The sequence below is a fragment of the Frigoribacterium sp. CFBP 13729 genome (assembly GCF_014841875.1).
Taxonomy (GTDB): domain Bacteria; phylum Actinomycetota; class Actinomycetes; order Actinomycetales; family Microbacteriaceae; genus Frigoribacterium.
On record NZ_JACYUR010000001.1, the window covers coordinates 276,733 to 300,179 of the forward strand.

Consider the following 23,447-nt stretch of genomic DNA (forward strand, 5'->3'; position numbering starts at 1 on the left):
GTCGATCGGCACCTGCACCGGCGGGCTCTGAACTGAGTCCGAATGTGCCTGTGACCAGGTGATACCACGTGCTCATGCGAGGTCGGACCGCAGGGGCGCCTCACGGCGGGCGGCGGGGAAGGCACCTCCCGGTCGCCCGGCCGGCGGGGACCCGGGCGCGACTCGCCCGGGGTGACGCGTCGCGGTGTCCCACGTGCGGGGGGCAGGGGAACCCCCGAACGGGGGGTCCCCTCCCGGGGGGTCCCCCACCTTAGAGTCGAGTCACCGGCAGCGGCACCCACCGCCCCGGAGAGCCACACCCGAACTGCTCCACCCGAACCGCTCCACCCACCCGAACGGGCCCTGCCGACGATCACCCGTCGTCGGCGGCGCCCAGCGACGTCCGTCGCCTGCTGCCGTACCCGCGGCCGCCTGCAGACGAGCCGTCGACCCCCGTCGTCCGGACGGACCCGAATCCCGACCGGACGGCTGTTCCGTTGCCCGTCGCCGCCCGAATCGGCGCCGGTGTCATTCGTCGCCTACCCGAGCACGAGTCCCCCATGCCCAGCAGCCCGTCGTCCCTCCGTACCCTCCTGCCCTCCGGCCGCCCCGCCGGATCCTCCTCCGCGTCCGTGCGTTCCGTCCTCGACGGATCGGCCGAGCCCGTCGACCTGCTCGCGCCCTCGCCTGCCTCCTCCGCGCCCGTCGTCACCACCGAGCCTGCGGCCGGGTCGGCGCATCCCGCGCGGACGTCGGCCCCCCTCGCCGAGCCCGCCGCCGAGACGCTCACCGGCGCCCGGTGGGCGCTCCGCTACCGGCGCCGCCTCCGGGTCGTCGACACGGCGGTCGTCGCTGCCAGCGTGGTGGCCGCCGCGGTCGTCGACGTGCTCGACGACCTGGTGGACCAGGGCGCCGGCTCGACCTCGGCGGTCGTGGACGGCGTCCTCGAGGCGCTCTGGCTCCCCCTCGTCGTGGCGGTCGTCTGGACCGCCGCCCTGGCCCTCTACCGCAGCCGTGACCTCGCCGTCGTCGGCAGCGGCGTCCTCGAGTACAAGCGCGTGGGCAGCGCCAGCGTCCTCGCCTTCGTCGTCGTCGCCGTCGGGTTCTCGGTCGCCGGGCACGTCGGCGGCCAGGAGTACTTCCTCGTCGCGCTGCCCGCGGGCGGCGCGGGCCTCGTGCTCGGCCGGTGGGGCATGCGCCGGTGGCTGGAGGCCCAGCGCGGCGCCGGCCACTTCCTCTCCCGCGCCGTCGTGGTCGGCAGCCGGGAGGACGTCGCCTACGTCGTCGACCGCATCGACGCGACGAGCGGCGCCGTCTACGACGTCGTCGGGGCAGCTCTGACCGACGGCGACCGTGACGGCTCCGGCGTCGTCGTCGGCGACCGCGTCGTCCCCGTCGTCGCGGGCCTCGACGACGTGCCGCGTGCCGTCTGGCGCCTCAGCGCCGAGAGCGTGATCGTCGCCGGCGACGCGGGCCGCGGCCGCGACTGGCTCCGCGACCTCGGGTGGTCCCTCGAGGGCCGCGCCACCGAGCTCGTCCTCGCCTCCCGGCTGACCAACGTCGCCGGTCCCCGCATCCACTTCCGTCCCGTCGAGGGACTTCCCCTGATGCACGTCGAGCTGCCCGAGTTCGACGGGCCGCGCCACGCGATGAAGCGGGTGTCCGACCTCGTCCTGGCCGGGGGCGCCCTCGTGGTGCTCGCGCCGCTCCTCCTGGTCCTCGCCCTCGTCGTCCGGCTCGACAGCGCCGGGCCGGTGCTGTTCCGCCAGCGCCGCGTGGGCCGTGACGGCCGCACCTTCGAGATGCTGAAGTTCCGGTCGATGGTCGTCGACGCCGAGCAGCTGCTCGGCTCGCTCGGCACGGCGGACGAGGGCGCGGGCCCGCTGTTCAAGATGCGCCACGACCCCCGCGTGACCCGCGTCGGACGCCTGCTGCGGAAATGGTCGCTCGACGAGCTGCCCCAGCTCTGGAACATCGTCCGCGGCGACATGAGCGTCGTCGGCCCCCGGCCGCCCCTCCCCCGCGAGGTCGCCGACTACGAGCGCCACGTGCACCGTCGGCTCTACATCAAGCCCGGCCTGACCGGCATGTGGCAGATCAACGGCCGCAGCGACCTCAGCTGGGAGGACAGCGTCCGCCTCGACCTGTACTACGTCGAGAACTGGTCCCTCACCGCTGACCTCGTGATCATGTGGCGCACGGTCCGCGTGCTCCTCCGTCACGACGGGGCCTACTGATGCGCCGCCGCACCCTGCTCCTGTCCGGAGCCGGCGTGGTCGTGCTGGCCGCCGCCGTCGTGGTGGCCGTCGTCGTCACGACCGGGTCGAACGAGGCGACGGCCAGCGGAGGAGGGATCGACGCCCCCGCGTACGTCACGACCGAGACCGGTGCCCCGGCCGTCGAGCGCGACGGTGCCGCGGCGCCCGACGACCGCGTGCAGGCCGACGTGGTCCCGTTCGCCGACTCCGTCGACTACCCGGACGGCCTGACCGTCACCACGGAGGCGGTCGACCAGGGCACGGTGACCGCGACCGGGGCCGGCGTGGTCACGGGGGCTCCCTACGTGGTCTTCGCCGTCACGGTGCACAACGGCACCGACGCGGACGTCGACCTCACGTCGGTCGTCCCGAGCCTGCGCGCGGGCAGCGACGCCGTCCCCTCCGCGCCGCTGTACGACGACGTCGACGTGGCCGACCTCGACAGCGTCGTCGCCGCGGGCGCCGACGTCACCGCCCGGTACGCGTTCGTCGTCCCGGACGACCGCCGCGACGAGGCCACGCTCTACCTCGACCTGGACGGCGTGCACGCGCCGGCCACCTTCACGGGGAGCCTCCCCCGATGACCGTCTCGACGCACGACGGGGTGCGCCGGGAGGGCGCGGCCCCGGCGGCACGGACTCGGCCGCGCCGCCGGTCGGACGTGCTCGGCGCACTGGGCGGCCAGGGCACGCAGGCCCTGCTCGGCCTCGCGGGGCAGATCGTGGCGGTGCGCCTGCTCGCGCCGTCGGACTGGGGCGTCTACGCCGTGCTGTACGGCGTCGTCGTCGTCTTCGCCGCCCTCGCCAGCGGCTTCGTCGGCGACTCGCTGACCGTGCTCGACCGTGGCTCCGCAGACGTCCGCCGCGGGCTCCTCGCCTGGGCTGCCGTCTGGTGCGTCGCCGCGCCGGCGGTCGCGGGCGTCGTGATCGGCGCCTCCGGCGTGCTCGCGCCGGCCGAGGCCGCCCTCTTCGCCCTCGCCGCAGGTGCCTTCGCCGCCGAGGAGGTCGCGCGACGCCTCCTGATGGCGCAGCTGCGCTTCTGGCGGCTCGTCGTCGTCGACCTCACCGGCCTCGGCGCGCTGCTCGGCACGGCCGGCCTGCTCGCGGTCGGCGGCACCACCGGGCTGCTGCTGCCGCTCGCCGCGCTCGGCGCAGGGCAGTCCGTCGCCCTCGTGACCGCCCTCGCGCTCGCTGGCCCCCGCCGGGCGACGACGGCCTCGCCGAGCTGGGCGACCGGCCACAGCGGGGTGCGGATCGTCGCCGCCTACGGGTCGCTCCGCGCAGCCCAGGCGGTCGTGCGACCGTCCTTGCTGACCGTGACGCGCCTCCTCGTGGTGCTGTTCGTCGGGACGGTCGCGACGGGCGACCTCGAGGCGGCCCGTGTGTTCGTGGCGCCCGTCCTGCTGCTCGTCGGCGGCCTGTCGACCTACCTGTTCGCGACCTTCGCCGTGGCCCACGCCGTGCCGACCCGGACGCTCGTGCGTCGTGCCGACCGGGCAGTGCTGCGGCTCCTCGTCGGCGCCCTCGCCGTCGGTGCCGTCGCGGTGCTGCTGGCGCCCGTCGCAGGCGAGCTGGTCGCGGGCCGGCCGCTCGACACCCTCGCGGTCGCCGGGTGGGCCGCGTACGCGGTGAGCGTCGCGGCCGTCACCCCGTACGGGTCGCTCGCGGCCGTCCGGGGCGGTCAGGCCCGCGTGCTCGCCGTGCGCGTCGCCGACTCGTTCTTCTCCCTCGCAGCCGCCGTCGCCGTCCTCGGCGTCGGCGCTCCCCCGGCCGCGGTGCCGTTCGCGCTCTGCGCCGGCAGCGTGCTCGGCGGGCTGCTCGTGCGGCGCGTGGTGACCAGCCTCGGCGACGCGGCCGCCGTGCCGGGCCGCCCCCGTCCCGCCGACCTCGGACCTCCTCCCCCCACGTCCGACCCCATCGACCGCCCCCTCGCCCTCACGACCCGACCCGCACCCGACCGCGGACGAGCAGACCGCTCGTCCGAGACCCTGACCGGAGAGACACGACCATGACCCCCACCCCTCGTCGAACGGCCCGCTCGGCCGTCGGCGTCCTCGCCCTGACGGCCCTCGTGGCCGGGGGCCTCGCCTGGGCGCCCACGGCCGCCTCGGCGGCGACGGCTGCCGCCCCCGGCATGACCGTCACCGGTGCCTACACCAGCAGCTCCCCGGCAGGCAGCGCCGCCGCCGCGAGCACGGCCACCGTCAGCTCCGACGTCCTCCCGACGCCGCAGATCAACGGCGTCGTCTGGAGCACGGCGGTCGTCGGCACCACGGCCTACGCGGTCGGCGCCTTCACGGCCGCCCGGCCCTCGGGCAGCGCCGAGGGGCAGAACTCGGTCACCCGCAACAACGCCATGGCGTTCGACGTCCGCACGGGCGCGATCCTGCCCTGGAACCCGAACCTCAGCGCGCAGGGCCGTTCCGTCGAGGTCTCGCCCGACGGTGCGACCCTCTACGTCGGCGGCGACTTCTCGACCGTGGGCGGCGTCGCCAAGAGCAAGATCGCGGCCTTCACCGTCTCGACGGGTGCCCTGAAGACGTCGTTCTCGGCCTCCATCTCCGGCTCCGTGTGGGGCATCGCCCCGACCGCCACGACCGTCTACGTCGTCGGCTCGTTCGGCACCGCGAGCTCGAAGGCCCGCGCCAACGCGGCCGCCTTCACGACCGCGACCGGCACGCTCACGGCGTGGAACCCCGGCACGGACAACATCACCCAGGCCGTCGTGGCGGCACCCGACGACAGCCGCGTCGTCATCGGCGGCCGGTTCCAGACCATCGGCGGCCAGCCGATCGTCGGCATCGGTGCGGTGGACGGCTCGGTCGGCGCGATCCAGCCCTTCGAGGCCAAGCCCATCTCGGCGCAGCAGGGATCCAACCGCTCCTGGGTGACCGACATGACGGTCGTGGACGGCGTCATCTACGCGACCGGCAACGGCGAGGGCGGCCACTGGTTCGACGGGCGCTTCGCGGCTCGCTTCGACACCGGCGCCCTCGTCTGGCTCGACAACTGCTACGGCGCGAGCTACGGCACGGCCGTCATCGGCCAGGTCGCCTACGCGGTCTCGCACTCGCACGACTGCACCTCTGTCGGCGCCTTCGCCGAGCAGTCGCCGTCCGTCTGGAAGCGCGCGACCGCCAACACGGTCGCCGCGACCGGCACCGACCAGGGAGGTCCGAGCGTCGGCAGCATCTACTCCGGCCAGGCCACCCCGACCCAGCTGCCGTGGTACCCGCTCGTCAACTCCGGCTCGTACACGAAGCAGTACCAGGGCGGCTGGTCGCTCGGCGCCTCGTCGAGCACCGCCAAGTACCTCGTCATGGGCGGAGAGTTCACGCAGGTGAACGGCAAGGCGCAGCAGGGCCTCGCCACGTTCGCCACGCGCGACACCGCGCCGAACAAGGTCGCTCCCCAGTACGCGCCGATGAAGCCCACGGGCCTCTCGCTCGCGTCGGGCAGCGTCCGCGTGTCGTTCCCCACGACCTGGGACTACGACGACGGCAGCCTGACCTACAGCCTGTTCCGTGACTCGGGCACGACCCCCGTCGCGACCCAGGTGGCGGACTCGCGCTTCTGGCGCCTCCCGACCCTCGGCTTCGTCGACGCCGGCCTCGCCCCCGGCAGCAGCCACACGTACCGCGTGTCGGTGACGGACGCCGCGGGCAACACCTTCACCGGCTCGCGCTCCGACGCCGTCACGGTGTCCTCGTCGGCGGGCGACCCGTACGAGAAGGCGGTGGCCGCCGACGGCGCCACCAGCCTGTGGACGTTCGGCGAGCCCTCCGGCACGGCCGTCTACGACCACGTCGGGTTCACCGACGCCACCGCGACGGACGCCGTCCAGCGCGGCACTGCAGGTCCGGTCAGCACGACTGCCGCCACGTTCCCGGGGCAGCAGGGCTCGACGGCAGCGGCGAACTCGCCGGTCGACGGACCCCAGACCTTCACCGTCGAGTCGTGGTTCCGCACGACGAGCACGTCCGGCGGCAAGATCGTCGGCTTCGGCAGCTCGCAGACGGGCAACTCGTCCAACTACGACCGTCACGTCTACATGGACGGCGCGGGGCGCGTGACCTTCGGCACGTATGCGGGCGGCACGCAGACCGTCTCGAGCGAGCCCGGCCTCAACGACGGCAAGTGGCACCTCGCCACGGCCAGCCTCGGCTCGACGGGCATCAGCCTGTCGATCGACGGGGTCAAGGTGGCCGCGCGCGGCGATGTGACGAGCGCCCAGGCCTACGCCGGCTACTGGCGCGTCGGCGGAGACTCCGTGGGCGGCTGGCCGAACGCCGGCAGCGACTGGTTCACGGGCGACGTCGCGGACGTGGCGGTCTACCCGACCGTCCTCAGCGCCGCGCAGGTGGACGGCCACTGGGTCGCGTCCGGTCGCACCTCGACCGTCCCTGCCGCGCCGACCGACGCCTACGGCAAGGCCGTGACCACCGACGAGCCGTCGCTGTACTGGCGCCTCGACGACACCGGCTCGGGCAGCACCGCCCGTTCGACGACGGCCTCGCCCGCGCCCGGCCTGATCACGGGCGGCGTGACCAAGGGCGTCGCCGGCGCCCTCGGCAGCACCGGCTCGGCCTTCGGCTTCGACGGACAGCAGGGCCAGGTCGTCCAGGTGCAGGACGCGCAGGCGCCCAGCACCTACAGCACCGAGCTCTGGTTCTCGACGACGTCCACCGCCGGTGGCAAGCTGATCGGCTACGGCGACTCGGCACAGGGGCTCTCGGGCAACTACGACCGCCACGTCTACCTGCAGGACGACGGACGCCTCGTGTTCGGCACCTGGACGGGCCAGGCGAACACGATCACGACCGACCGCGCCTACAACGACGGTGCCTGGCACCAGGTCGTGGCCACGCAGTCGAGCGCCGGCATGGTCCTCTACGTCGACGGCGTCGCCGTGGGCACGAACCCGCAGACCGGCGCCCAGGGCTACAACGGTCGCTGGCACGTCGGCGGCGACGTCACGTGGGGCTCCTCGAGCTCGTACGTGGCCGGGTCGATCGACGAGGTGTCGGTCTACCCGACGGCCCTGACCGCAGCTCAGGTGACGGCTCACCACGACGCCGGCACCGGGGTCGTCACCCCGCCGCCGGCCCCGGCGAACGTCGCCCCCACGGCCTCGGCCACGAGCACCTCGGTCGACCTGGCCGCCTCGCTCGACGGCAGCGCCTCCTCCGACTCCGACGGGACCGTCGCCTCCTGGGCGTGGGACTTCGGGGACGGCCAGGTCGGCACCGGCGCGACCGTGCAGCACGCCTACGCGGCTGCGGGCACGTACCAGGTCGTCCTCACGGTGACCGACGACGACGGCGCGACGGCCAGCACCACGGTGCCGGTGACCGTGACCGCCCCCGTGGTCGTCGCTCCCCCGGTCGTGACGCCGCCTGCCACCACCGCCTACGCCGCCGACGCCTTCGAGCGCCAGACGACGGGCGGCTGGGGCTCGGCGGACACCGGAGGCGCGTGGACGACCCCCAACGCGGTCTCGTCGTTCACGACCGCGCAGGGCGCCGGTCTGATCAAGATGGCGGCCGCCGGCTCCGGGCCGCAGATCTACCTGAACGGCGTGCAGGCAACCGACGCGGCCACCCGCGTCACCGTGGCCCTCGACAAGGTGCCGACCGGGGCGGGCGTCTACGCGTCCGTCATCGGCCGGGGCGTGACGGGCCAGGGCGACTACCGCGCCAAGGTCACGTTCCGCGCCAACGGCGCCGTCGCCGTCGCGCTGTTCCGCCAGGCGGCGGACGGCACGCAGACGGTCCTCGGCACCGAGAGCGTCGTGCCCGGCCTCACCTACGTCGCCGGACAGAAGATCGCTGTCGCCCTCGAGGTCACCGGCACGTCGCCGACGACCGTCCGGGCGAAGGTCTGGGCCGCCGGCGGCACCGAGCCGACGGCGTGGGCCAAGACCGCGACCGACTCCACGGCGGGCCTCCAGGCCGCGGGACGGGTGGGCTTCCACTCCTACCTGTCGGCCTCCGCCACCAACGCACCCGTCGTCTCCTCGTGGGACGACCTGACCATCACGAAGGCAGGCAACTGACCCATGACCCTCGACACCACCAGAACGACCGGCCGGGGCGCGGGGGCGCCCGGGGCAGCGCCCGCCGACGCGGACGCTGCACCCGGGGCCCGGCGGGCCGAGCAGTGGCTGCTCGACGCGGCCGACCTCCCGGAGGCGCCCCCGCGTCTCCCGGGCGGTCGCCGCAGCAGGGTCCTCGTCGTGCACTCGTCCGACGAGCTGTACGGCTCGGACCGCATCGTGCTCGAGGTCGTCGGCGAGCTCGCCGCCCGCGACGACCTCGACGTGACCGTGTGGCTCCCGTCCGACGTGGCCGTGGGGCCGTTGGGGCCGCAGCTCCGTGAGCTCGGCGCCCGCGTCGAGCGCACGGCGCTGCCGATCCTCCGACGGTCGCACCTCGGCCCGGTCGGCCTCGCCCGCCTCGCGCGGGACGCTGCCCGGACCGCGGCGCGGCTCGCCGGCCGGCACTTCGACCTCGTCTACTGCGCCACGAGCGCCTGCCTCGTCGTCGCCCCCCTCGCCCGCCTGGCCGGCGTGCAGCACGTCGTCGGCCACCTGCAGGAGCCGTGGGGCGACACCGACCGCAAGGGCCTCCGGCCCCTGGCCCGTGCCTGCACCGCCCTCGTGGCCGTGTCCCGCTCGGTGCTCGGCAGCTCGGGACTCGACGGCGACGACCGTGCCGTCGTCGTGCACAACGGCGTCCCGCGGCGGTCGCCCGACCTGGTCGCGGCACCGGAGCACCGCCTCCCCCACTACCTGATGGCCAGCCGCTGGAACTCCCACAAGGGCCACAGCACCCTGCTGACGGCCTGGAACGCGGCGGGCTGCCCCGGTCAGCTGGTCGTCCTCGGCGGCCCGCCCGCCGTCGGGGCCGGCGTCGACGTCCCGGCCCTCGTGCAGGCCATCGTGTCCCGGCCCGAGACCGTCACGGTCGTCGGCCAGGTCGAGGACGCCACCCCGTACGTCCGCGACGCGGACGCGATCGTGCTGCCCACCGACACCCTCGAGGGCTTCGGCCTCGTCGCCCTCGAGGCGTTCAGCGAGGGCCGCCCGGTCGTCGCCAGCCGCAGCGGGGGCCCGGAGGAGGTCGTCGTCGACGGCGAGACGGGCTGGCTCTTCGACCGTCGGGACGTCGACGCCCTCGCCGACCTCTTCGCCGGCCTCGACGTCGACACCCTCGCCGCCGCGGGCCGTCGTGCCCAGGCGGCCTACCAGGAGCGCTACACGCCCGAGAAGATGCGCCGCCGCATCGGTGCGGTCGTCTCCCGTGAGCTGCACCGCGAGCACGGCCAGGACCTGGCGGTGGCCTCGTGACGCGGCTGGAGGGGACGCCGGTGCGTCCCGAGGCGACCACCGCCTCCTCGGCCCCGTCGCGCACGCCCGTGCCGCACGAGTTCCGTGCAGCACTGGCCGCGCTGGCGTCGGCCCAGAAGTCGTCGAGCGGCGCACCTGCCTACTCGCGGTTCGTGAACCGCCGCCTCGGCCGGTGGGCCGCCGCCGCCGCGCACGTGCTGCGGGCGACGCCGAACCAGGTGACGGCGGTCAGCGCCCTCGCCACCTTCGCCGGCATCGCCGTCCTGGCCACGATGCCGGCCGGCTGGCTGCCCGCCGTGCTCGTGCCCCTGCTGCTCGTCGTCGGCTACGCCCTCGACTCGGCCGACGGGCAGCTCGCCCGTCTCCGCGGCGGCGGCAGCCCCGCCGGCGAGTGGCTCGACCACGTGATCGACGCGACGAAGATCGCGGTGCTGCACCTCGCGGTCTTCGCGTCGTGGGTCCGCGAGCCCGAGGGACGGGAGGCGATCCTGGCGCTCCCGCTCGCCTACCAGGTCGTCGCGACGGTCGCCTTCTTCGCGATCGTCCTCACCGAGCAGCTGCGCCGGGCCGAGTCCGTCGCCGCGGGCTCGCCCGTGCTCGTCCGCCGCCAGACCGGTGCCTTGTACTCGCTGGCGGTCGTCCCGACCGACTACGGCCTGATGTGCCTCGTCTTCGTCCTGCTCGCCTGGCCCGGCGCGTTCACCGTGGCCTACCTCCTGCTCTTCGCGGCCAACGCCGCCTACCTGCTGCTCGCCCTCCCCAAGTGGTTCCGCGAGCTCCGCACCGACCCGATGAGGACCTCATGACCAGCACCGCCCGCGCCGTCGTCGTCGACGACCGCCTCGACCTCGGGGACTACCTCCGCTACGTCGCCCAGCACCTCGTCGTGGTCGTGGTGGCCGTCGTCCTCGGCCTCGCCGCCGGGGTGGGCCTCTCGCAGCTGGCCCCTGCCTCCTACACGGCCCAGGCCACGGTCTTCGTCCGGGCCGACGCGCCCGGCTCGAACCTCGACGAGCGCTCGGCCTTCGCCCTGCGCCAGGTCTCGTCGTACGCGCAGCTCGGCACGAGCGCCCAGGTGCTCGGGCCGGTCGCCCAGGCCCAGGGCGTCTCGCTCGCCGACCTGGGCGACCGCGTGACCGTGACGAACCCCGTCGACACGGTGGTGCTCCTCGTCTCGGCCACCGACGTCACGGCCACCGGCGCGGCCCAGCTCGCGGACACCGTCGCGGGGCGCCTGTCGGACACGGTCGACCAGATCGAGTCCACCGAAGGTGCCGACGGGCAGACGATCTCCCTCGACCTGACCGCGCCGGCGCCGGTCCCGACGACGTCGACGGGCCCGAGCACGGTCGTCCTCGGGCTGCTGGGCCTGCTGGTCGGCCTCGGGGTCGGTGTGGCGCTCGCGATCGTCCTCGCCCGGACGCGCCCCCGCGTCAGCACGGTCGACGACGTCCGTCGCGCGACCGGCCTGCCGGTGGTCGGCCAGCTGCCCGCCGTCGTGCGCAGCTCGGACGACCCCGACGGGCGCGGCGCCTCGGCGGCCACCCGCACGGCGCTCCGCGAGACCGTGCAGAACCTCCGTGCCCTGCGCGGCGGCGAGCTGCCGCGCGTGCTGCTGCTCGCCCGCACCGACACGGTGTCGGAGGCGGCCGGAGTCGACGGCGGCCTCGCCCGGGCCGTGGTCGAGCTCGGCTCGACCTGCGCCCTGCTGCAGTCGGACTTCGACACCCGCACCGTGTCGCGGCCCTCGACGGTCCCCGACAGCGCTCTCCCCGAGCTGACGGAGGCGGACCTCGCCGGCTACGACCGCGTGCCGGTCCCCGACGTCGTCGGCGCCTCCACCCGGTCGTTCGTCCGGTCGGGGGTCGAGCGGTTCTTCGCGGACCTGCGCGGCACCTACGACGTGACCGTCGTGCAGTCGGCCTCGGACTCCCACCCCTTCGCCCTGCGGACCGTGACGGCCGAGTCGGACGAGGTGGTGCTCGTCGTCCGTGCCGGGGCGACCCGCCTGGAGTCGCTCCGCAGCCTGACCGCGGAGCTGATGAGCCTCGACGTCGAGCCGATCGGCGTCGTGCTCGCGGGCGTGCCCCGCTGGCGCCGGGTGCTGCTGCGCGCCACCTGGCGCGACGAGGACTTCCGCCGTGTCGACCGCCCGGCCACGGGCCACGCGCCGGCCGCCCACGTGCGGTCGTCGGCGCCCCTGTCGTCCGCTCCGGTCGTGCCGTCCGGGACGGCCTCGCGGTCCGAGGCGTCCGCCTCGCGGGCGGAGGGCTCGACGAGCATCGCCGACCTCGTCCGCGACCCGTTCACGACGCCCGACCCTGCCGCCGACGCGCCGGTCGCCGAGACGGCCGTGGCTCCCGCCGCACCCGCGGACGAGTCCACTGTCTCTGCCGAGGCCGAGGCCGAGGCCGAAGCAGGGGCCGGGACTGACGAGACGACGACGCCCGCCGCCGCGCCGACCTCGAAGTCGGCGCGCAAGCCCCGCGGCAAGGGCCGGATCGTCCCTCGCCGTCCTGCACGCCCGGCCCGTGGACAGGATGACGCTCCGGACGCTCACGGCGACGCCGCTGCTGACGGCTCCGACGCGCGTCCGTCCGACGGCGAGTGACCGTGTCCTCCCCCGCGCGGACCGCCTCCGGCCCCGTCGTCGTGCCCGCGGCCTCGCCGCGCACGACGCCGTGGCGAGGCGCGACCGCGCTGCACGACGACCTGCCGGCCGCGCGCCACCTGGTCCGTCCGGCGGTCGTCATGACGGTGCTCGTGGCGTCCGTGGTCCCCTGGCGCACGGGCGTCATCTACGAGGGCGGCCTCGACCCGGTCGTCGCCGCCAAGGCGTTCCTCGCCGCGGTGGCGCTGGTGCTCGCCCTCACGGGAGCGCCCGCCGGTCGCGACGGCCGTCACCTCGCGAACCGCGTGGGCCCCGTCGCCGTGGCGTTCCTGCTCGCCTACCTCGGGATCGCCTTCGTCGGGGGCGTCTCGGCCGGGCTGACGACGTCGACGACCGTGCTCGTGGTCCGCGTGCTGATGGTCGCGGCGACGATCGTCGCCGTCGTCCACCGCAGCGAGCCGCGCGTCGTCGTGCGGTCGCTGCTGCTGGCCCTCGGCATCGTCGGGGCCGTCTCGGCGCTCTCGGGCCTGCAGATCTACCTGGCCGGGGGGCGCCTCGCCGGGACCCTGCCGGCCCTGAGCCCGAACGAGATCGCGCTGCTGCTCGGCCTGCCGCTGATCGGCGTGGTCCACCGCCTCCTGGTCCAGAAGGCGACCGTGGGGTCGCTCGCGCTGCTGGTCGTCCTGACCGGCCTGTTCGTCACGACGGGCTCGCGGGCCGCGTTCCTCGCGGTCCTCGTGGCCGTGGCCGTGGCCGTCGTCGCGGCTCGCCGTGTCCGGCCCACGGTCGCGGTCGTCGTCGCGGTCGCCGTGCCCCTCGCCGTCGCGCTGCTCGCGAGCACCGACGTCCTCGCCCGGGTGATCGAGCGCGGGGGCGACTCCGCGAGCATCGCCACCCTCAACTCGCGCACCATCGCCTGGAACACGGTGCTGCAGACCGACCCGGGCACCTGGGCCCGGTGGATCGGCTCCGGCCTCACCGTCAAGCAGGTCCCCGTCGCCGGTCAGTACTGGGCCGAGCAGGTCCTCGACAGCAGCTGGATCTCGGCGCTCGCGCAGGCCGGCGTCGTCGGTGCGGGGCTGCTCGCGATCTGGGTCGTCGTCGGCCTCGCCACGGCCGGCCGCGCCAGCCTCCGCGTCGTCGGCTTCGGCGCCGTGCTGCCCGCCTTCGTCTTCATCGTCATCAGGAGCGTCGTCGAGAGCGGGCTGGTCGACTCCAGCAGCGCCTTCGTGGCCTTCTTCACCCTGGTCGTGCTCGCCGAGTCGGCCCCTCGTCCCCGGAGCGTGACCCCGTGACCTCGTCCACCGACCTTCTCGATCCCCTGACCACCCGCCCCGGAGGCGCCGGTCGGGTCGGCTACGCCGCCGGCGCCTTCGACCTGTTCCACATCGGGCACCTCAACCTGCTGCGGCACGCGCGCCAGCACTGCGACCACCTGATCGCCGGGGTCGTGTCCGACGAGATGCTCGCCCTGACGAAGGGCATCACGCCCGTCGTGCCCCTGGCGGAGCGGCTCGAGATCGTCGACCACATCGACGTGGTCGACACGGCCTACGCCGAGACGGTGCCCGACAAGCTCGACGTCTGGCGCGAGCTGCGGTTCGACGTCTTCTTCAAGGGCGACGACTGGCGCGGCACCGAGAAGGGCCTGCGGCTCGAGCGCGAGTTCGCCGAGGTCGGGGTCGAGGTCGTGTACTTCCCCTACACGATGAGCACGTCCAGCACCGTGCTGCGCCGTGCGCTGCGGGCCCTGTCCGGCGGAGCGCCGGCACAGGAGGCGGCGACCGCCGAGCGGGCCCGCTGACGCGTCGCCCGCCCCAGGGTCCCCCGGTGCGGCCGCGGTGGTCCCTCCCCAGGCCGGTCCGGCGGACGCGACGCCGGGCCCGCCTGTGGACGACCGCAGGAGGCGGGCGCCGGGACACGACGCTGGTCCCATGACCGTCACCCCCGCCTCCCCGTCCTCGCCCGCCGCCGACCCGCACCGGCCCGTCGTCACCGACGACGAGCTGCTCGCCCGGGTCGAGAGCCTGGTGCCGGTCGCCGTGCGTCGGCAGCTCTGGACGCTGTTCCTCGACGCCGACCAGGTCCAGCTCCCCATGGTGGTGCCTCTCGAGGGCATCCCCGAGCGTCCGGACCGTCTCGCCGTCGAGCACTGGGGCGACGCCCTGGACGAGGTCGCGAGCGAGTTCGGGGTCGCCGCCGTCGTGTTCGTGCTCGAGCGTCCCGGGCCCGCGGTCGACTCGACGTCCGACGTGGCGTGGCGACACGCGCTCACGGGCCTCGCCGAGGCGCGTCGCTACGCCGTCCGCGCGGTCCTCACCTGCACGTCCGACGGCGTGGTGGCTCCCCCCGACGCCCGCTCGACGATCGTGACCGACCGCGACAGGTGCTCGCGGGCTCAGTCCTCGCCGAGCCGCCTGCGGCTCTCCGAGGTGCTCGCCGTGCGCTGACCCCGTCCCCGGTCGAGATGGCGCCACCAGGCGGTCTCGGCGAGCTCGGCCGACGTGTAGACCCCGAGGGCCTCCTGCTCGGACTCGACGAACGACCAGCGACGCAGCCGCCAGCCGGTGCCGAAGGCCTCGACGACCGCCATGACCGCGCCGTCCGGCGTCCGGCGGACGAACCAGCGGTCATCGGAGGCACGGTCGAGCATGTCCCGATCGTACCGGGACCGTCGCGACCGCCACCGTGCCCGGACGACCGGCCGACCGGCCGACCGGCCGACGGGCCGACGGGCCGACGGGCCGACGGGCCGTGCGGGTGTCCGGCCGGTCAGGCGAGTGCGAGGGGGAACAGGCTGCGCGTGTCCTGCGCGAGGGCTGGGTCGGGCAGGTCCTGCCGCCGCACCTCCTGGCCGTCCCACTCCACCCGGCGGAGCAGCACGGCCGCGCGGTCGTCGTCCTGGGCCGACACGGCGTCGCCGACAAGGCGGCCGAGTGCGAACGACCCGTGTCCGGCGTCCGGCACCGCCACGAGCTCCCCCTCGCCGAGGTGGGCGAAGGCCTCGCGCTGCGCGGTCCATGCTGGCGTCGTCCGGCCCCGGGGCGACGACTCGGAGATCGTGACGACGCCCGCCCGTCGCCAGTCGTCACCGGTCCGTGCGTCCCCGGGGCGCACCACCCAGGCACGCCGGGTCGCGGAGAGCGCCGCGTCGTCCGTGGGCGCGAGCGTCCCCTCATCGGCGCCCGGCCAGACGTAGTCGAGGTCGTCCGGCACGCCCGGGAACCTGCCGCGGTACCACTCGGGCTCCTTCTGCACGAGCTTCGACCGGTGGCTGCGGTGCACGGCATCGTCGCCGAGCCAGCTCGGCAGGTCCGCGGCGACCAGGGCCGACGCCGACGCGTGCGCGGAGTCGCCGAGCGCGGGGGCGAACTCGAGAACCTGCGGCCGCACCGTGTCGGAGTGCCCCTGGGCGATCCACTCGTCGGTGATCGCGAGGGCGTAGGCCGTCAGCGCGGTGCGATGGCCACGCCACATCGCGATCGCGGGGTGGGACTGCCACCCGTAGCCGGGCAGCGTGACGGCCCGGAGCACCTGGAGGGCCTCGACGCGCTGCTTGCCGAGCCTGGCCTGGTCGAGCACCCGCGCGCTCTCGACGAAGTCGGGGTACGGGAGGAAGGTCTGCACCCCTCCCACGCTAGGCGCGCGGCCTAGGTGCGGTTGCCGATCCGGCCCCGCAGCACGTCGATGCGCTTCTGGATCTGCTCGGTGCTCGCCTGAGCCACGGAGGGGCCGCCGCTGACCCGCCGCAGATCGGCGTGGATGATCCCGTGGGGCTCGTTCGACACCCTCGACCAGATCGACACCAGCCGGCTGAGCTCTTGTCGCTGCTCCTTGATCGTCTGGTAGAGCGGGCGCGCGTCGGCGACGGGCGCGACCACGGTCGGCATGCCGGTCTTGCGCGACCGGGTGGCCTGCTTGGCCTGGCGCTGTCGCAGCAGGTCGCGCACCTGGTCGGGCTCGAGCAGACCCGGGATGCCGATGAAGTCGAGCTCCTCGAGGCTGCCGATCTCGCCGCCGGTGCCGAACTCGCCGCCGTCGAAGAGGACGCGGTCGAACGACGCCTGCGAGTCGAGCGCCTCGAAGGGCTGCTGGTCGAGCAGGCTCGACGCCTTCTCCTCGCGGTTCGCGGCCGCCATCATGTCCTCCTCGGGCGCGAAGATGCCGTCGTCGGCGTTCTCCGGCCGGTCGAGCGCGTGGTCGCGCTCGAGCTCGAGCTGCCCCGCGAGGGCCATGAGGCTGGGCACGCTCGGCAGGAAGATCGAGGCGGTCTCGCCCCGGCGCCTCGCTCGCACGAAGCGCCCCACGGCCTGCGCGAAGAACAGGGGCGTCGAGGCGGAGGTGGCGTACACGCCGACGGCGAGGCGCGGCACGTCGACGCCCTCGGACACCATGCGCACCGCCACCATCCAGCGGCTGTCGCCGTCCGAGAAGGCCTGGATCCGGTCGGAGGCGGCCTTCTCGTCCGACAGGACGACCGTCGGTCGTTCGCCCGTCAGCTTCTGCAGCACGGCGGCGTACTGCCGGGCCGCCGTGTGGTCGGTGGCGATGACGAGCCCCCCCGCGTCGGGGACCCCGCGACGGACCTCGGTCAGGCGGGTGTCGGCCGCCGACAGGACGGCGGGGATCCAGTCGCCCTGCGGCGACAGGGCCGTGCGCCAGGCCTGGGCCGTGATGTCCTTGGTGACCGCCTCGCCGAGGGTCGCGCTCATCTCGTCGCCCATGCGGGTGCGCCAGCGCATCTGCCCGGCGTAGGCCATGAACAGCACCGGACGCACGACGCCGTCGGCCAGTGCGCGCCCGTACCCGTACGAGTAGTCGGACCGGGAGGTGCGGATGCCCTGCTCGTCCGGGGCGTAGGTGACGAAGGGTATCGGGGCCGTGTCCGAGCGGAACGGCGTCCCTGTGAGCGAGAGCCGGCGGGTGGCCCGGCCGTAGGCCTCGCGGATGCCGTCGCCCCAGCTGAGCGCGTCGCCGCCGTGGTGGACCTCGTCGAGGATGACGAGCGTGCGGCCGGCAGCCGTCAGGTCGGCGTGCACCTTCGGGTTCATGCCGACCTGGGCGTAGGTGACGGCGACCCCGTGGTAATGCCGGCCGAACGAGACGTCGGCGTTCTTGAACATGGGGTCGAGCCTCAGGTTCACGCGGTCGGCCGCGTCGGCCCACTGTCGTTTCAGGTGCTCGGTCGGGGCGACGACCACGACCCGGTCGACCTCGCCCCGCGAGAGCAGCTCGGTGGCGAGCCGCAGCGCGAACGTGGTCTTGCCGGCGCCGGGCGTGGCCGCGGCCAGGAAGTCCTGGGGGGACGTCGCGAAGTACTGCTCGAGAGCCTCCGCCTGCCAGGCGCGCAGCTTGCTCGCCGTTCCCCAGGCGGCCCGCTCGGGGAACGCCGGCGAGAGGTGCTCGGCGGCCGAGTTGCCTGCCGTGGCACCGACCTCGCCCAGGTCGAGCTGGTCGTCGCCGCCGGCCTGGACGCCGACGCCGGACTGGTCGCCCCCGGCCGGGTCGTGCTCGTTCGCTGTGCTCACTTGGACCGATCTTACCTGCCGCCGACACCCGGTCGGTCACGACCGAGCTGGCCGTCGCCGGGCTGGCCGCGGTCGTGTCGCGACCGTCGTCGGGAGTCGTCGCCGCCGCCGCGCAGCAGCGACGCCGGGGTCGGGGCGGCCGCCCCGAAGCGGGCCCGCAGGGCGTCCATCGTCGACTCGGCCTCGCGCCACTCGGCGTCGTCGTCCCACAGGCCGAGCGAGAGCCCGCCGTCGCCGCCCGTGCCCAGCTGCTCGACGCGCACGCCGACGAGCCGGATGCGCTCGTGCTGCTTGCCCGTCGCCTCGTAGACCGAGCGCACCTCGTCGTAGATGCGGCGTCCGAGGTCGGTCGGGTCCGCGAGGGTGCGCGACCGCGTGATCGTGACGAAGTCGGTCGTGCGCAGCTTGAGCACCACGGTGCGGCCGCTGAGGCCCGCGGCACGGAGCCGTGCCCCGACCTTGTCGCTGAGCCGCAGCAGCTCGCGCCGGATGACGTCGGGGTCGACGACGTCGGCCGAGAAGGTCATCTCGTGGCCGACGCTCTTCTCGACCGTCTCGGTGTGCACCCGGCGTGGGTCGCGGGCCCAGGCCAGGTCGTGCAGCTTCGCGCCCGCGGCCGGGCCGACCGCGCGGACGAGGGTGTCGAGCGAGGCCGTCGCGACGTCGCCGACCGTGCGCAGCCCGAGGTTCGTGAGGACCTCCTCCGTCTTGCCGCCCACGCCCCAGAGGGCGCTGATCGGCCGCGGGTGGAGGAACTCGATCGTGCGGTCGTGCGGGACGACGAGCAGGCCGTCGGGCTTGGAGACGCTGGAGGCCAGCTTCGCGACGAACTTCGTGGACGCGGCCCCGATGCTGCAGCGCAGCCCCGTCTCGGCGTGCACGCGGCGCCGCAGCTCGGTCGCGATCCGCCACGGCGGGCCCATCAGCCTGATCGCCCCGGACACGTCGAGGAACGCCTCGTCGATGCCGAGGCGCTCGACGAGCGGAGTCACGTCGTCGAACATCGACATCACGACCGACGACCAGTGCCGGTACTTCTCGCCGTGCGGCTCGAGCACGATCGCCTGCGGGCACCGCCGGAGCGCGATCGCCATCGGCATGGCGGAGTTGACGCCGAACTTGCGCGCCTCGTAGGTGGCCGCCGTGACGACCGAGCGGTCGGACCGGTGGCCGATGACGACCGGCTTGCCGACGAGGTCGGGGCGGTCGAGCAGCTCGACCGAGGCGAAGAACGCGTCCATGTCGACGTGCAGGATGGGCGCCGACACGTCGTCGGTGGGGTCCGCGGTGACGAGTCGCCCGCTGCCGTCCTGTTTGCTCACCCGGCGATCCTCACACGGACCGCCGACATCGCCGACCGGCGCGGGCCGCGGGCGCCTGCGCCGCGGCTACTGCTCCGCCGGCCCGAGCAGGCGTGCCGCGATCGTCGCGTGCGCCGAGTCGGTGCTCGACGGGTGGAACCGCCCGGCGAGCACGTCGCGCTGCAGCCGCCCGAGCTCCGACGACGCCCGGTACGACCCGCCTCCGGCGACCGCGACGGCCTGGTCGACGACGGCCCGCGCCGCCTCGGTCACGCGGGTCTTGAGGCCGACGAGGAGCGGCGACCAGTCGGCGCCGTGGTCGACGAGCCGGTCGACGTCGCGGGCCAGCGAGTCGACCTGCGGCTCGAGGCCGTCGAGCACCAGGCGAGCGTCGGCGACCCGCCAGCGGACGATCGGGTCCAGGGCGAGCGACTGGCCCGTCCGGCGCGACGTCCGCCCGGCCGCCGACTCGACGGCGAGCTCGACGGCCCGTCGGGCGATCCCCCGGTAGACCGCGGCGACGAGCGTCTCGAAGACCGCGAAGATCCCGAACACGAGCGGGTCGACGCTCGGCCCGACCGGCAGCTGCCGGACGATGCGCGAGGCCGGCACCTCGACGCCGTCGAGTCGGGTGCTGTGGCTCTCCGTCGCCCGCATGCCGATGGTGTCCCAGTCGCCGAGCGAGGTCCAGCCCGGCTGGTCGCGGTGGACGAAGCCGTGCACGAGCACCGGAGCCGCGGGGTCCGTGTCGTCACGGCCGAAGACCCCCAGCCGGGTCCAGACCGGCGAGAGCGAGGTCGCCGTCTTCGTGCCGGTGAAGCGCCAACCGCCGTCGGCCGTCGGCTCGGCGCGGGTGACCGAGTCGAAGAGGACGAGGTCGTTCCCCGGCTCGCTCACCCCGAAGGCGAACACCTCCCCCGCCGCGGCGTCCGCGAGCACCAGGTCGAGCGACCGGTCGCCCCGGGCGCGCAGCACCGCGGCGCAGCCCGTCCAGACGAGGTGCATCCCGACCGCGAGGGCGGTGGCGGGGGCGGCGGTCGCGAGGCGGGACTGCAGGGCCGCGACCTGCTCGAGTCCCAGGCCCGCGCCTCCTTCGTCCTCGGGCACGAAGACGGTCAGGTACCCCCGCTCGCGCAGCTCGGCGACGTCGTCGTGCGGGAACGAGCCGTCCCGGTCGTGACCGCCGGCACGGGCGCGGAACCGCACGAGCAGGTCGTCCGGCAGCAGCGCCGAGGGCGACCACGAGGAGGCGGTGGCTGGTCGGGCGCCGTCGGTCATGCCCCGAGGGTAGCCACGTCGGCACCCGGCGGTAACGTGGAGGCCATGACTCAGCTGCACCCCTGGTCTCGCTACGTCGCGATCGGCGACTCGTTCACGGAGGGGATCGGCGACCCGGAGGAGCGTGCGCCCGGCGGCCACCGCGGCTGGGCCGACCGCGTCGCCGAGGTCCTCGGCTCGTCGGCGGACGACTTCGCCTACGCCAACCTGGCGGTGCGGGGGCGCCTGCTGGCGCAGATCGCCGACGAGCAGGCCGACGCCGCCCTGTCGCTCCGGCCCGACCTGATCTCCGTCTCGGCCGGCGGAAACGACATCATCCGCCCCGGGACCGACCCCGACCAGGTCGCCGCCGGCTTCGACGCCCTGGTCGAGAAGCTGGGCTCCCAGGGCGCGACGGTCGTCGTCTTCACGGGCCCCGACATCGGGCTGACCCCGGTGCTCGGGCGGCTCCGCGGCAAGGTCGCCATCTACAACGAGCACGTCCACGCGATCGCGCTCAAGCACGACGCCGTGGTCGCCGACATGTGGGCCCTCCGCCAGCTGTCCGACTCCCGCATGTGGGCCCCCGACCGGCTGCACTTCAGCCCGCTCGGCCACCACACGATCGCCCGGGCCGTGCTCGGCGCCCTCGCCGTCGAGAACGACCTCGAGCCCTGGCGGCCCGAGCCCCTCGAGCGTCGTCCGTGGCGCCAGGCGCGCTCGGAGGACATGGGCTGGGCGCGTGAGTACCTGGTGCCCTGGGTCGTCCGCCGCCTCCGGCACCAGTCGTCGGGCGACGGGCGCCAGGCGAAGCGACCCGACGCGGTGACGGTCATCTACCGCGACGAGCAGCCGCCGTCGTAGCGGCGGGCGCGGCCGCGGCCGGGTGCGTGGTCCCGACGAGGAGGCGTCAGCCGCCTCCGCCGAGGACGTCCTGCGGGTGCGTCAGCCGCCACCACGCACCGGGCTCCGGGATCGTCGCGTCGAGCACCAGCGGCACGTCGACCTCCTCGCCGCCGACGTCGAAGCGGACGGTGCCCACCTCGTCGCCGGCGGCGTCCGGTCCGACCTCGTCGGTCTGCAGCGCGGAGGTGACCGTCTTGTCGCCCCAGACGAGCAGGTCGGCGTCCTCGGCCGCGACCGCCTGGGCCGACGCGCCCCACGGCAGGTCGTAGCGGGCCCAGACGTCGTCCCGGCTCGTCAGCGTGATGGTCTGGAACTTGCCCGTCACGCTCTGCAGCAGGCGCTGCACGTCGGCGTCGAGCGCGTCGTGGTCGACGCCGCCCAGCATGACGCCGACCACCGTCACGGTCCGGTCGGCCACCGTGAAGTCGGCCGCGAAGAGCAGGCAGGCGCCGGCCTCGTCGAGTGTGCCGGTCTTGATCCCCTTGACGCCGTCGAGGCCGAGCAGCTCGTTCGAGTTGTCGATGACGCCCACACCGGGGATCGTCGTCTCGTCGGTGCCGACGATGGCCGCCACGTCGGGGTCGGCGAGGGCGAGCGCGCCGAGGGCCACGAGGTCGGTCGCCGTGCTCGTGTTCTGCGGCGACAGCCCCGTCGGCTCGACGATGGTCGTCGCGGCGAGGTCGTTCTCGGCGAGCCACGCGGACGCCGCCGAGACGAAGGCGGCGTCCGACCCGAAGGCCCAGCGCGCCAGCGCGGTCGCGTAGTTGTTCGCCGACTCGATCAGGGTCACCTCGAGCAGCTGCCGTTCGGTGAGGACGGAACCGGCCGTCATCGGCACGACCTTCCCGTCGACCGCGCGGTACGTGTCGTAGAGGGCAGCGTCGGCGGCCGTGAGGGTGATCGACGGCCCGTCGCCCCCGTCGAGCGGCTTCGCGTCGAGGACGACGAGCGCGGTCACCACCTTGCTGATGCTCGCGATCGGCCGCGGCTGCGCGTCGCCGCTCGTCGTGAGGCTCTCGTCGAAGCCGAGGGCCTCGACGGCCGTGGCCCCGTACGCCGGGAACGCGAGCTGCACGCCCGGCTGGGCGGGCGCCTCCCACGTCGACGCGGCGGCCGCGGCAGGCGCCAGCGGGCCGAGCAACGTGAGGGGCAGGTACGTGCCCACGGCGAGCACGAGCACCACGACGGCGGCCACGGCGGCCCGACGACGTCTCAGGACGGCGCGACGCGTCACGAGGGCGACGCTCCCCCGGCGTCGGACGCCGCCTCGCCGGCCACGGGCGGCACCCGCAGCGCCCACAGGGCCACGGCGGAGGCGGCGGCGACGTTGAGGCTGTCGACGCCGTGCAGCATCGGGATCGTCACGACCCGGTCGGCGGCGCGGAGGGCGTCCCGGCTGAGGCCGTCCCCCTCGGTCCCGAGCAGCAGGGCGACGCGCTCGGGGGCGGAGGCGGCGTAGACGTCGAGGGGAACGGCGTCGTCGGCGAGGGCGAGGGCCGCGACCTCGAAGCCCGCGTCGCGGAGCAGCTCGGCGCCCCGGGGCCACTCCGGGAGGCGCGTCCACGGCACCTGGAGCACTGTGCCCATGCTGACGCGGACGCTGCGCCGGTACAGCGGGTCGGCGCAGCGGGGCGTGACGAGCACGGCGTCCGCGCCGAGCCCGGCGACCGCTCGGAAGATGGCGCCCACGTTCGTGTGGTCGACGATGTCCTCCAGCACGACCACGCGTCGCGCGCCCTCGAGGAGCGACTCGACGCTGGGCAGCTCGGGACGGTGCATGGCCGCCAGGGCGCCCCGGTGCAGGTGGTAGCCGGTGAGCGTCTCGAGCAGGGACGCGTCGCCGACGAAGATCTCGCCGTCGAGGTGCGCGACCAGGGGCTCCACGTCGGCCAGCCAGCGCTCGGTCATCAGCACCGAGCGGGGCACGTGCCCGGCACGGAGCGCGCGCTCGATCACCTTGCTCGACTCGGCGATGTAGAGCCCGCCCTCGGGCTCCGAGACGCGGCGCAGCGCCACGTCGGTCAGCCGGGCGTAGTCCGCGAGGTCGGGACGGTCGAGGTCGGTGATGCGGGTGATGCGCACGGCGCTCCAGGGCAGGACGTCCGGTCGGCGACGGGGCGGGAGGCGACGCGGGAGGACGAGGGGGCAGGGACGAGGTCCAGGCTAACGTCCGGGGAACGAATCGCCAGGCCCCGCCGTTTAGGCTGACGTCGACCCGACCCGGAGGTCGACCCGCCCCGAAGGAGGCCCCACCGTGACT

18 protein-coding genes are annotated in these 23,447 nt (G+C 74.7%); 11 read left to right on the forward strand and 7 right to left on the reverse strand.

The window, feature by feature from the left end:
* Positions 1-539: 539 nt before the first annotated feature.
* The 10 genes from IFT77_RS01235 (at position 540) to IFT77_RS01280 (ending at position 14,645) form a co-directional block, all read left to right on the forward strand.
* Positions 540-2,216, forward strand: a complete 1,677-nt coding sequence (locus tag IFT77_RS01235; protein ID WP_192169039.1) for a sugar transferase — start codon at positions 540-542, stop codon at positions 2,214-2,216.
* Positions 2,216-2,821: a hypothetical protein gene (locus IFT77_RS01240; RefSeq protein ID WP_192041638.1), complete on the forward strand. Its 606-nt coding sequence runs from the start codon at positions 2,216-2,218 to the stop codon at positions 2,819-2,821. The genes IFT77_RS01235 and IFT77_RS01240 overlap by 1 nt, the downstream gene beginning before the upstream one ends.
* The gene (locus IFT77_RS01245) at positions 2,818-4,248 is read left to right on the forward strand and encodes a hypothetical protein (RefSeq protein WP_192169040.1); all 1,431 of its coding nucleotides are present in this window, start codon (positions 2,818-2,820) and stop codon (positions 4,246-4,248) included. The genes IFT77_RS01240 and IFT77_RS01245 overlap by 4 nt, the downstream gene beginning before the upstream one ends.
* The gene (locus IFT77_RS01250) at positions 4,245-8,291 is read left to right on the forward strand and encodes a LamG-like jellyroll fold domain-containing protein (RefSeq protein WP_192169041.1); all 4,047 of its coding nucleotides are present in this window, start codon (positions 4,245-4,247) and stop codon (positions 8,289-8,291) included. The genes IFT77_RS01245 and IFT77_RS01250 overlap by 4 nt, the downstream gene beginning before the upstream one ends.
* A gap of 3 nt (positions 8,292-8,294) precedes the next feature.
* The gene (locus IFT77_RS01255) at positions 8,295-9,584 is read left to right on the forward strand and encodes a glycosyltransferase family 4 protein (protein ID WP_192041641.1); all 1,290 of its coding nucleotides are present in this window, start codon (positions 8,295-8,297) and stop codon (positions 9,582-9,584) included.
* A gap of 20 nt (positions 9,585-9,604) precedes the next feature.
* On the forward strand, positions 9,605-10,390 hold the full coding sequence (locus IFT77_RS01260) for a CDP-alcohol phosphatidyltransferase family protein (RefSeq protein ID WP_371740866.1): 786 nt from the start codon (positions 9,605-9,607) through the stop codon (positions 10,388-10,390).
* Positions 10,387-12,195 carry a Wzz/FepE/Etk N-terminal domain-containing protein gene (locus IFT77_RS01265; RefSeq protein WP_192041642.1) on the forward strand — a complete coding sequence of 603 codons (1,809 nt, stop codon included), beginning with the start codon at positions 10,387-10,389 and terminating at the stop codon, positions 12,193-12,195. Before IFT77_RS01260 ends, IFT77_RS01265 begins: the two co-directional genes overlap by 4 nt.
* Positions 12,196-12,197: 2 nt before the next feature.
* On the forward strand, positions 12,198-13,490 hold the full coding sequence (locus tag IFT77_RS01270) for a hypothetical protein (RefSeq protein WP_192041643.1): 1,293 nt from the start codon (positions 12,198-12,200) through the stop codon (positions 13,488-13,490).
* Complete coding sequence (locus tag IFT77_RS01275) at positions 13,487-13,999, forward strand: adenylyltransferase/cytidyltransferase family protein (protein WP_371740867.1); 513 nt, start codon at positions 13,487-13,489, stop codon at positions 13,997-13,999. Before IFT77_RS01270 ends, IFT77_RS01275 begins: the two co-directional genes overlap by 4 nt.
* 130 nt (positions 14,000-14,129) lie before the next feature.
* Positions 14,130-14,645 (forward strand): hypothetical protein, encoded by a 516-nt coding sequence (locus IFT77_RS01280; protein WP_192041644.1) that lies wholly within the window; start codon positions 14,130-14,132, stop codon positions 14,643-14,645.
* Here the strand turns inward: IFT77_RS01280 and IFT77_RS01285 are convergent.
* The 5 genes from IFT77_RS01285 to IFT77_RS01305 all read right to left on the reverse strand — a co-directional run bounded on the left by IFT77_RS01285 (position 14,594) and on the right by IFT77_RS01305 (position 20,302).
* Positions 14,594-14,848: a hypothetical protein gene (locus tag IFT77_RS01285; protein ID WP_192041645.1), complete on the reverse strand. Its 255-nt coding sequence runs from the start codon at positions 14,846-14,848 to the stop codon at positions 14,594-14,596. The genes IFT77_RS01280 and IFT77_RS01285 overlap by 52 nt on opposite strands.
* A 119-nt stretch (positions 14,849-14,967) precedes the next feature.
* Positions 14,968-15,822 carry an MSMEG_6728 family protein gene (locus IFT77_RS16520; RefSeq protein ID WP_371740868.1) on the reverse strand — a complete coding sequence of 285 codons (855 nt, stop codon included), beginning with the start codon at positions 15,820-15,822 and terminating at the stop codon, positions 14,968-14,970.
* Between the two features lie 23 nt (positions 15,823-15,845).
* On the reverse strand, positions 15,846-17,639 hold the full coding sequence (locus IFT77_RS01295) for a DEAD/DEAH box helicase (RefSeq protein ID WP_192042299.1): 1,794 nt from the start codon (positions 17,637-17,639) through the stop codon (positions 15,846-15,848).
* A 95-nt stretch (positions 17,640-17,734) separates the two neighbouring features.
* Positions 17,735-19,045, reverse strand: a complete 1,311-nt coding sequence (gene dinB / locus IFT77_RS01300) for a DNA polymerase IV (protein ID WP_192041647.1) — start codon at positions 19,043-19,045, stop codon at positions 17,735-17,737.
* 66 nt (positions 19,046-19,111) lie between these two features.
* The gene (locus IFT77_RS01305; RefSeq protein ID WP_192169042.1) at positions 19,112-20,302 is read right to left on the reverse strand and encodes an acyl-CoA dehydrogenase family protein; all 1,191 of its coding nucleotides are present in this window, start codon (positions 20,300-20,302) and stop codon (positions 19,112-19,114) included.
* Positions 20,303-20,347: 45 nt separating this feature from the next.
* Here IFT77_RS01305 and IFT77_RS01310 point away from each other — a divergent pair, with 45 nt between their 5' ends.
* Positions 20,348-21,145 carry an SGNH/GDSL hydrolase family protein gene (locus tag IFT77_RS01310; protein WP_123545760.1) on the forward strand — a complete coding sequence of 266 codons (798 nt, stop codon included), beginning with the start codon at positions 20,348-20,350 and terminating at the stop codon, positions 21,143-21,145.
* Positions 21,146-21,191: 46 nt separating this feature from the next.
* Here the strand turns inward: IFT77_RS01310 and IFT77_RS01315 are convergent, their stop codons facing one another.
* Both IFT77_RS01315 and IFT77_RS01320 read right to left on the reverse strand, forming a co-directional pair.
* Positions 21,192-22,421, reverse strand: coding sequence for a D-alanyl-D-alanine carboxypeptidase (locus IFT77_RS01315; protein WP_192169043.1), 1,230 nt, complete (start codon positions 22,419-22,421; stop codon positions 21,192-21,194).
* The gene (locus tag IFT77_RS01320; RefSeq protein WP_192169044.1) at positions 22,418-23,269 is read right to left on the reverse strand and encodes an RNA methyltransferase; all 852 of its coding nucleotides are present in this window, start codon (positions 23,267-23,269) and stop codon (positions 22,418-22,420) included. The genes IFT77_RS01315 and IFT77_RS01320 overlap by 4 nt, the downstream gene beginning before the upstream one ends.
* Positions 23,270-23,447 lie beyond the last annotated feature (178 nt).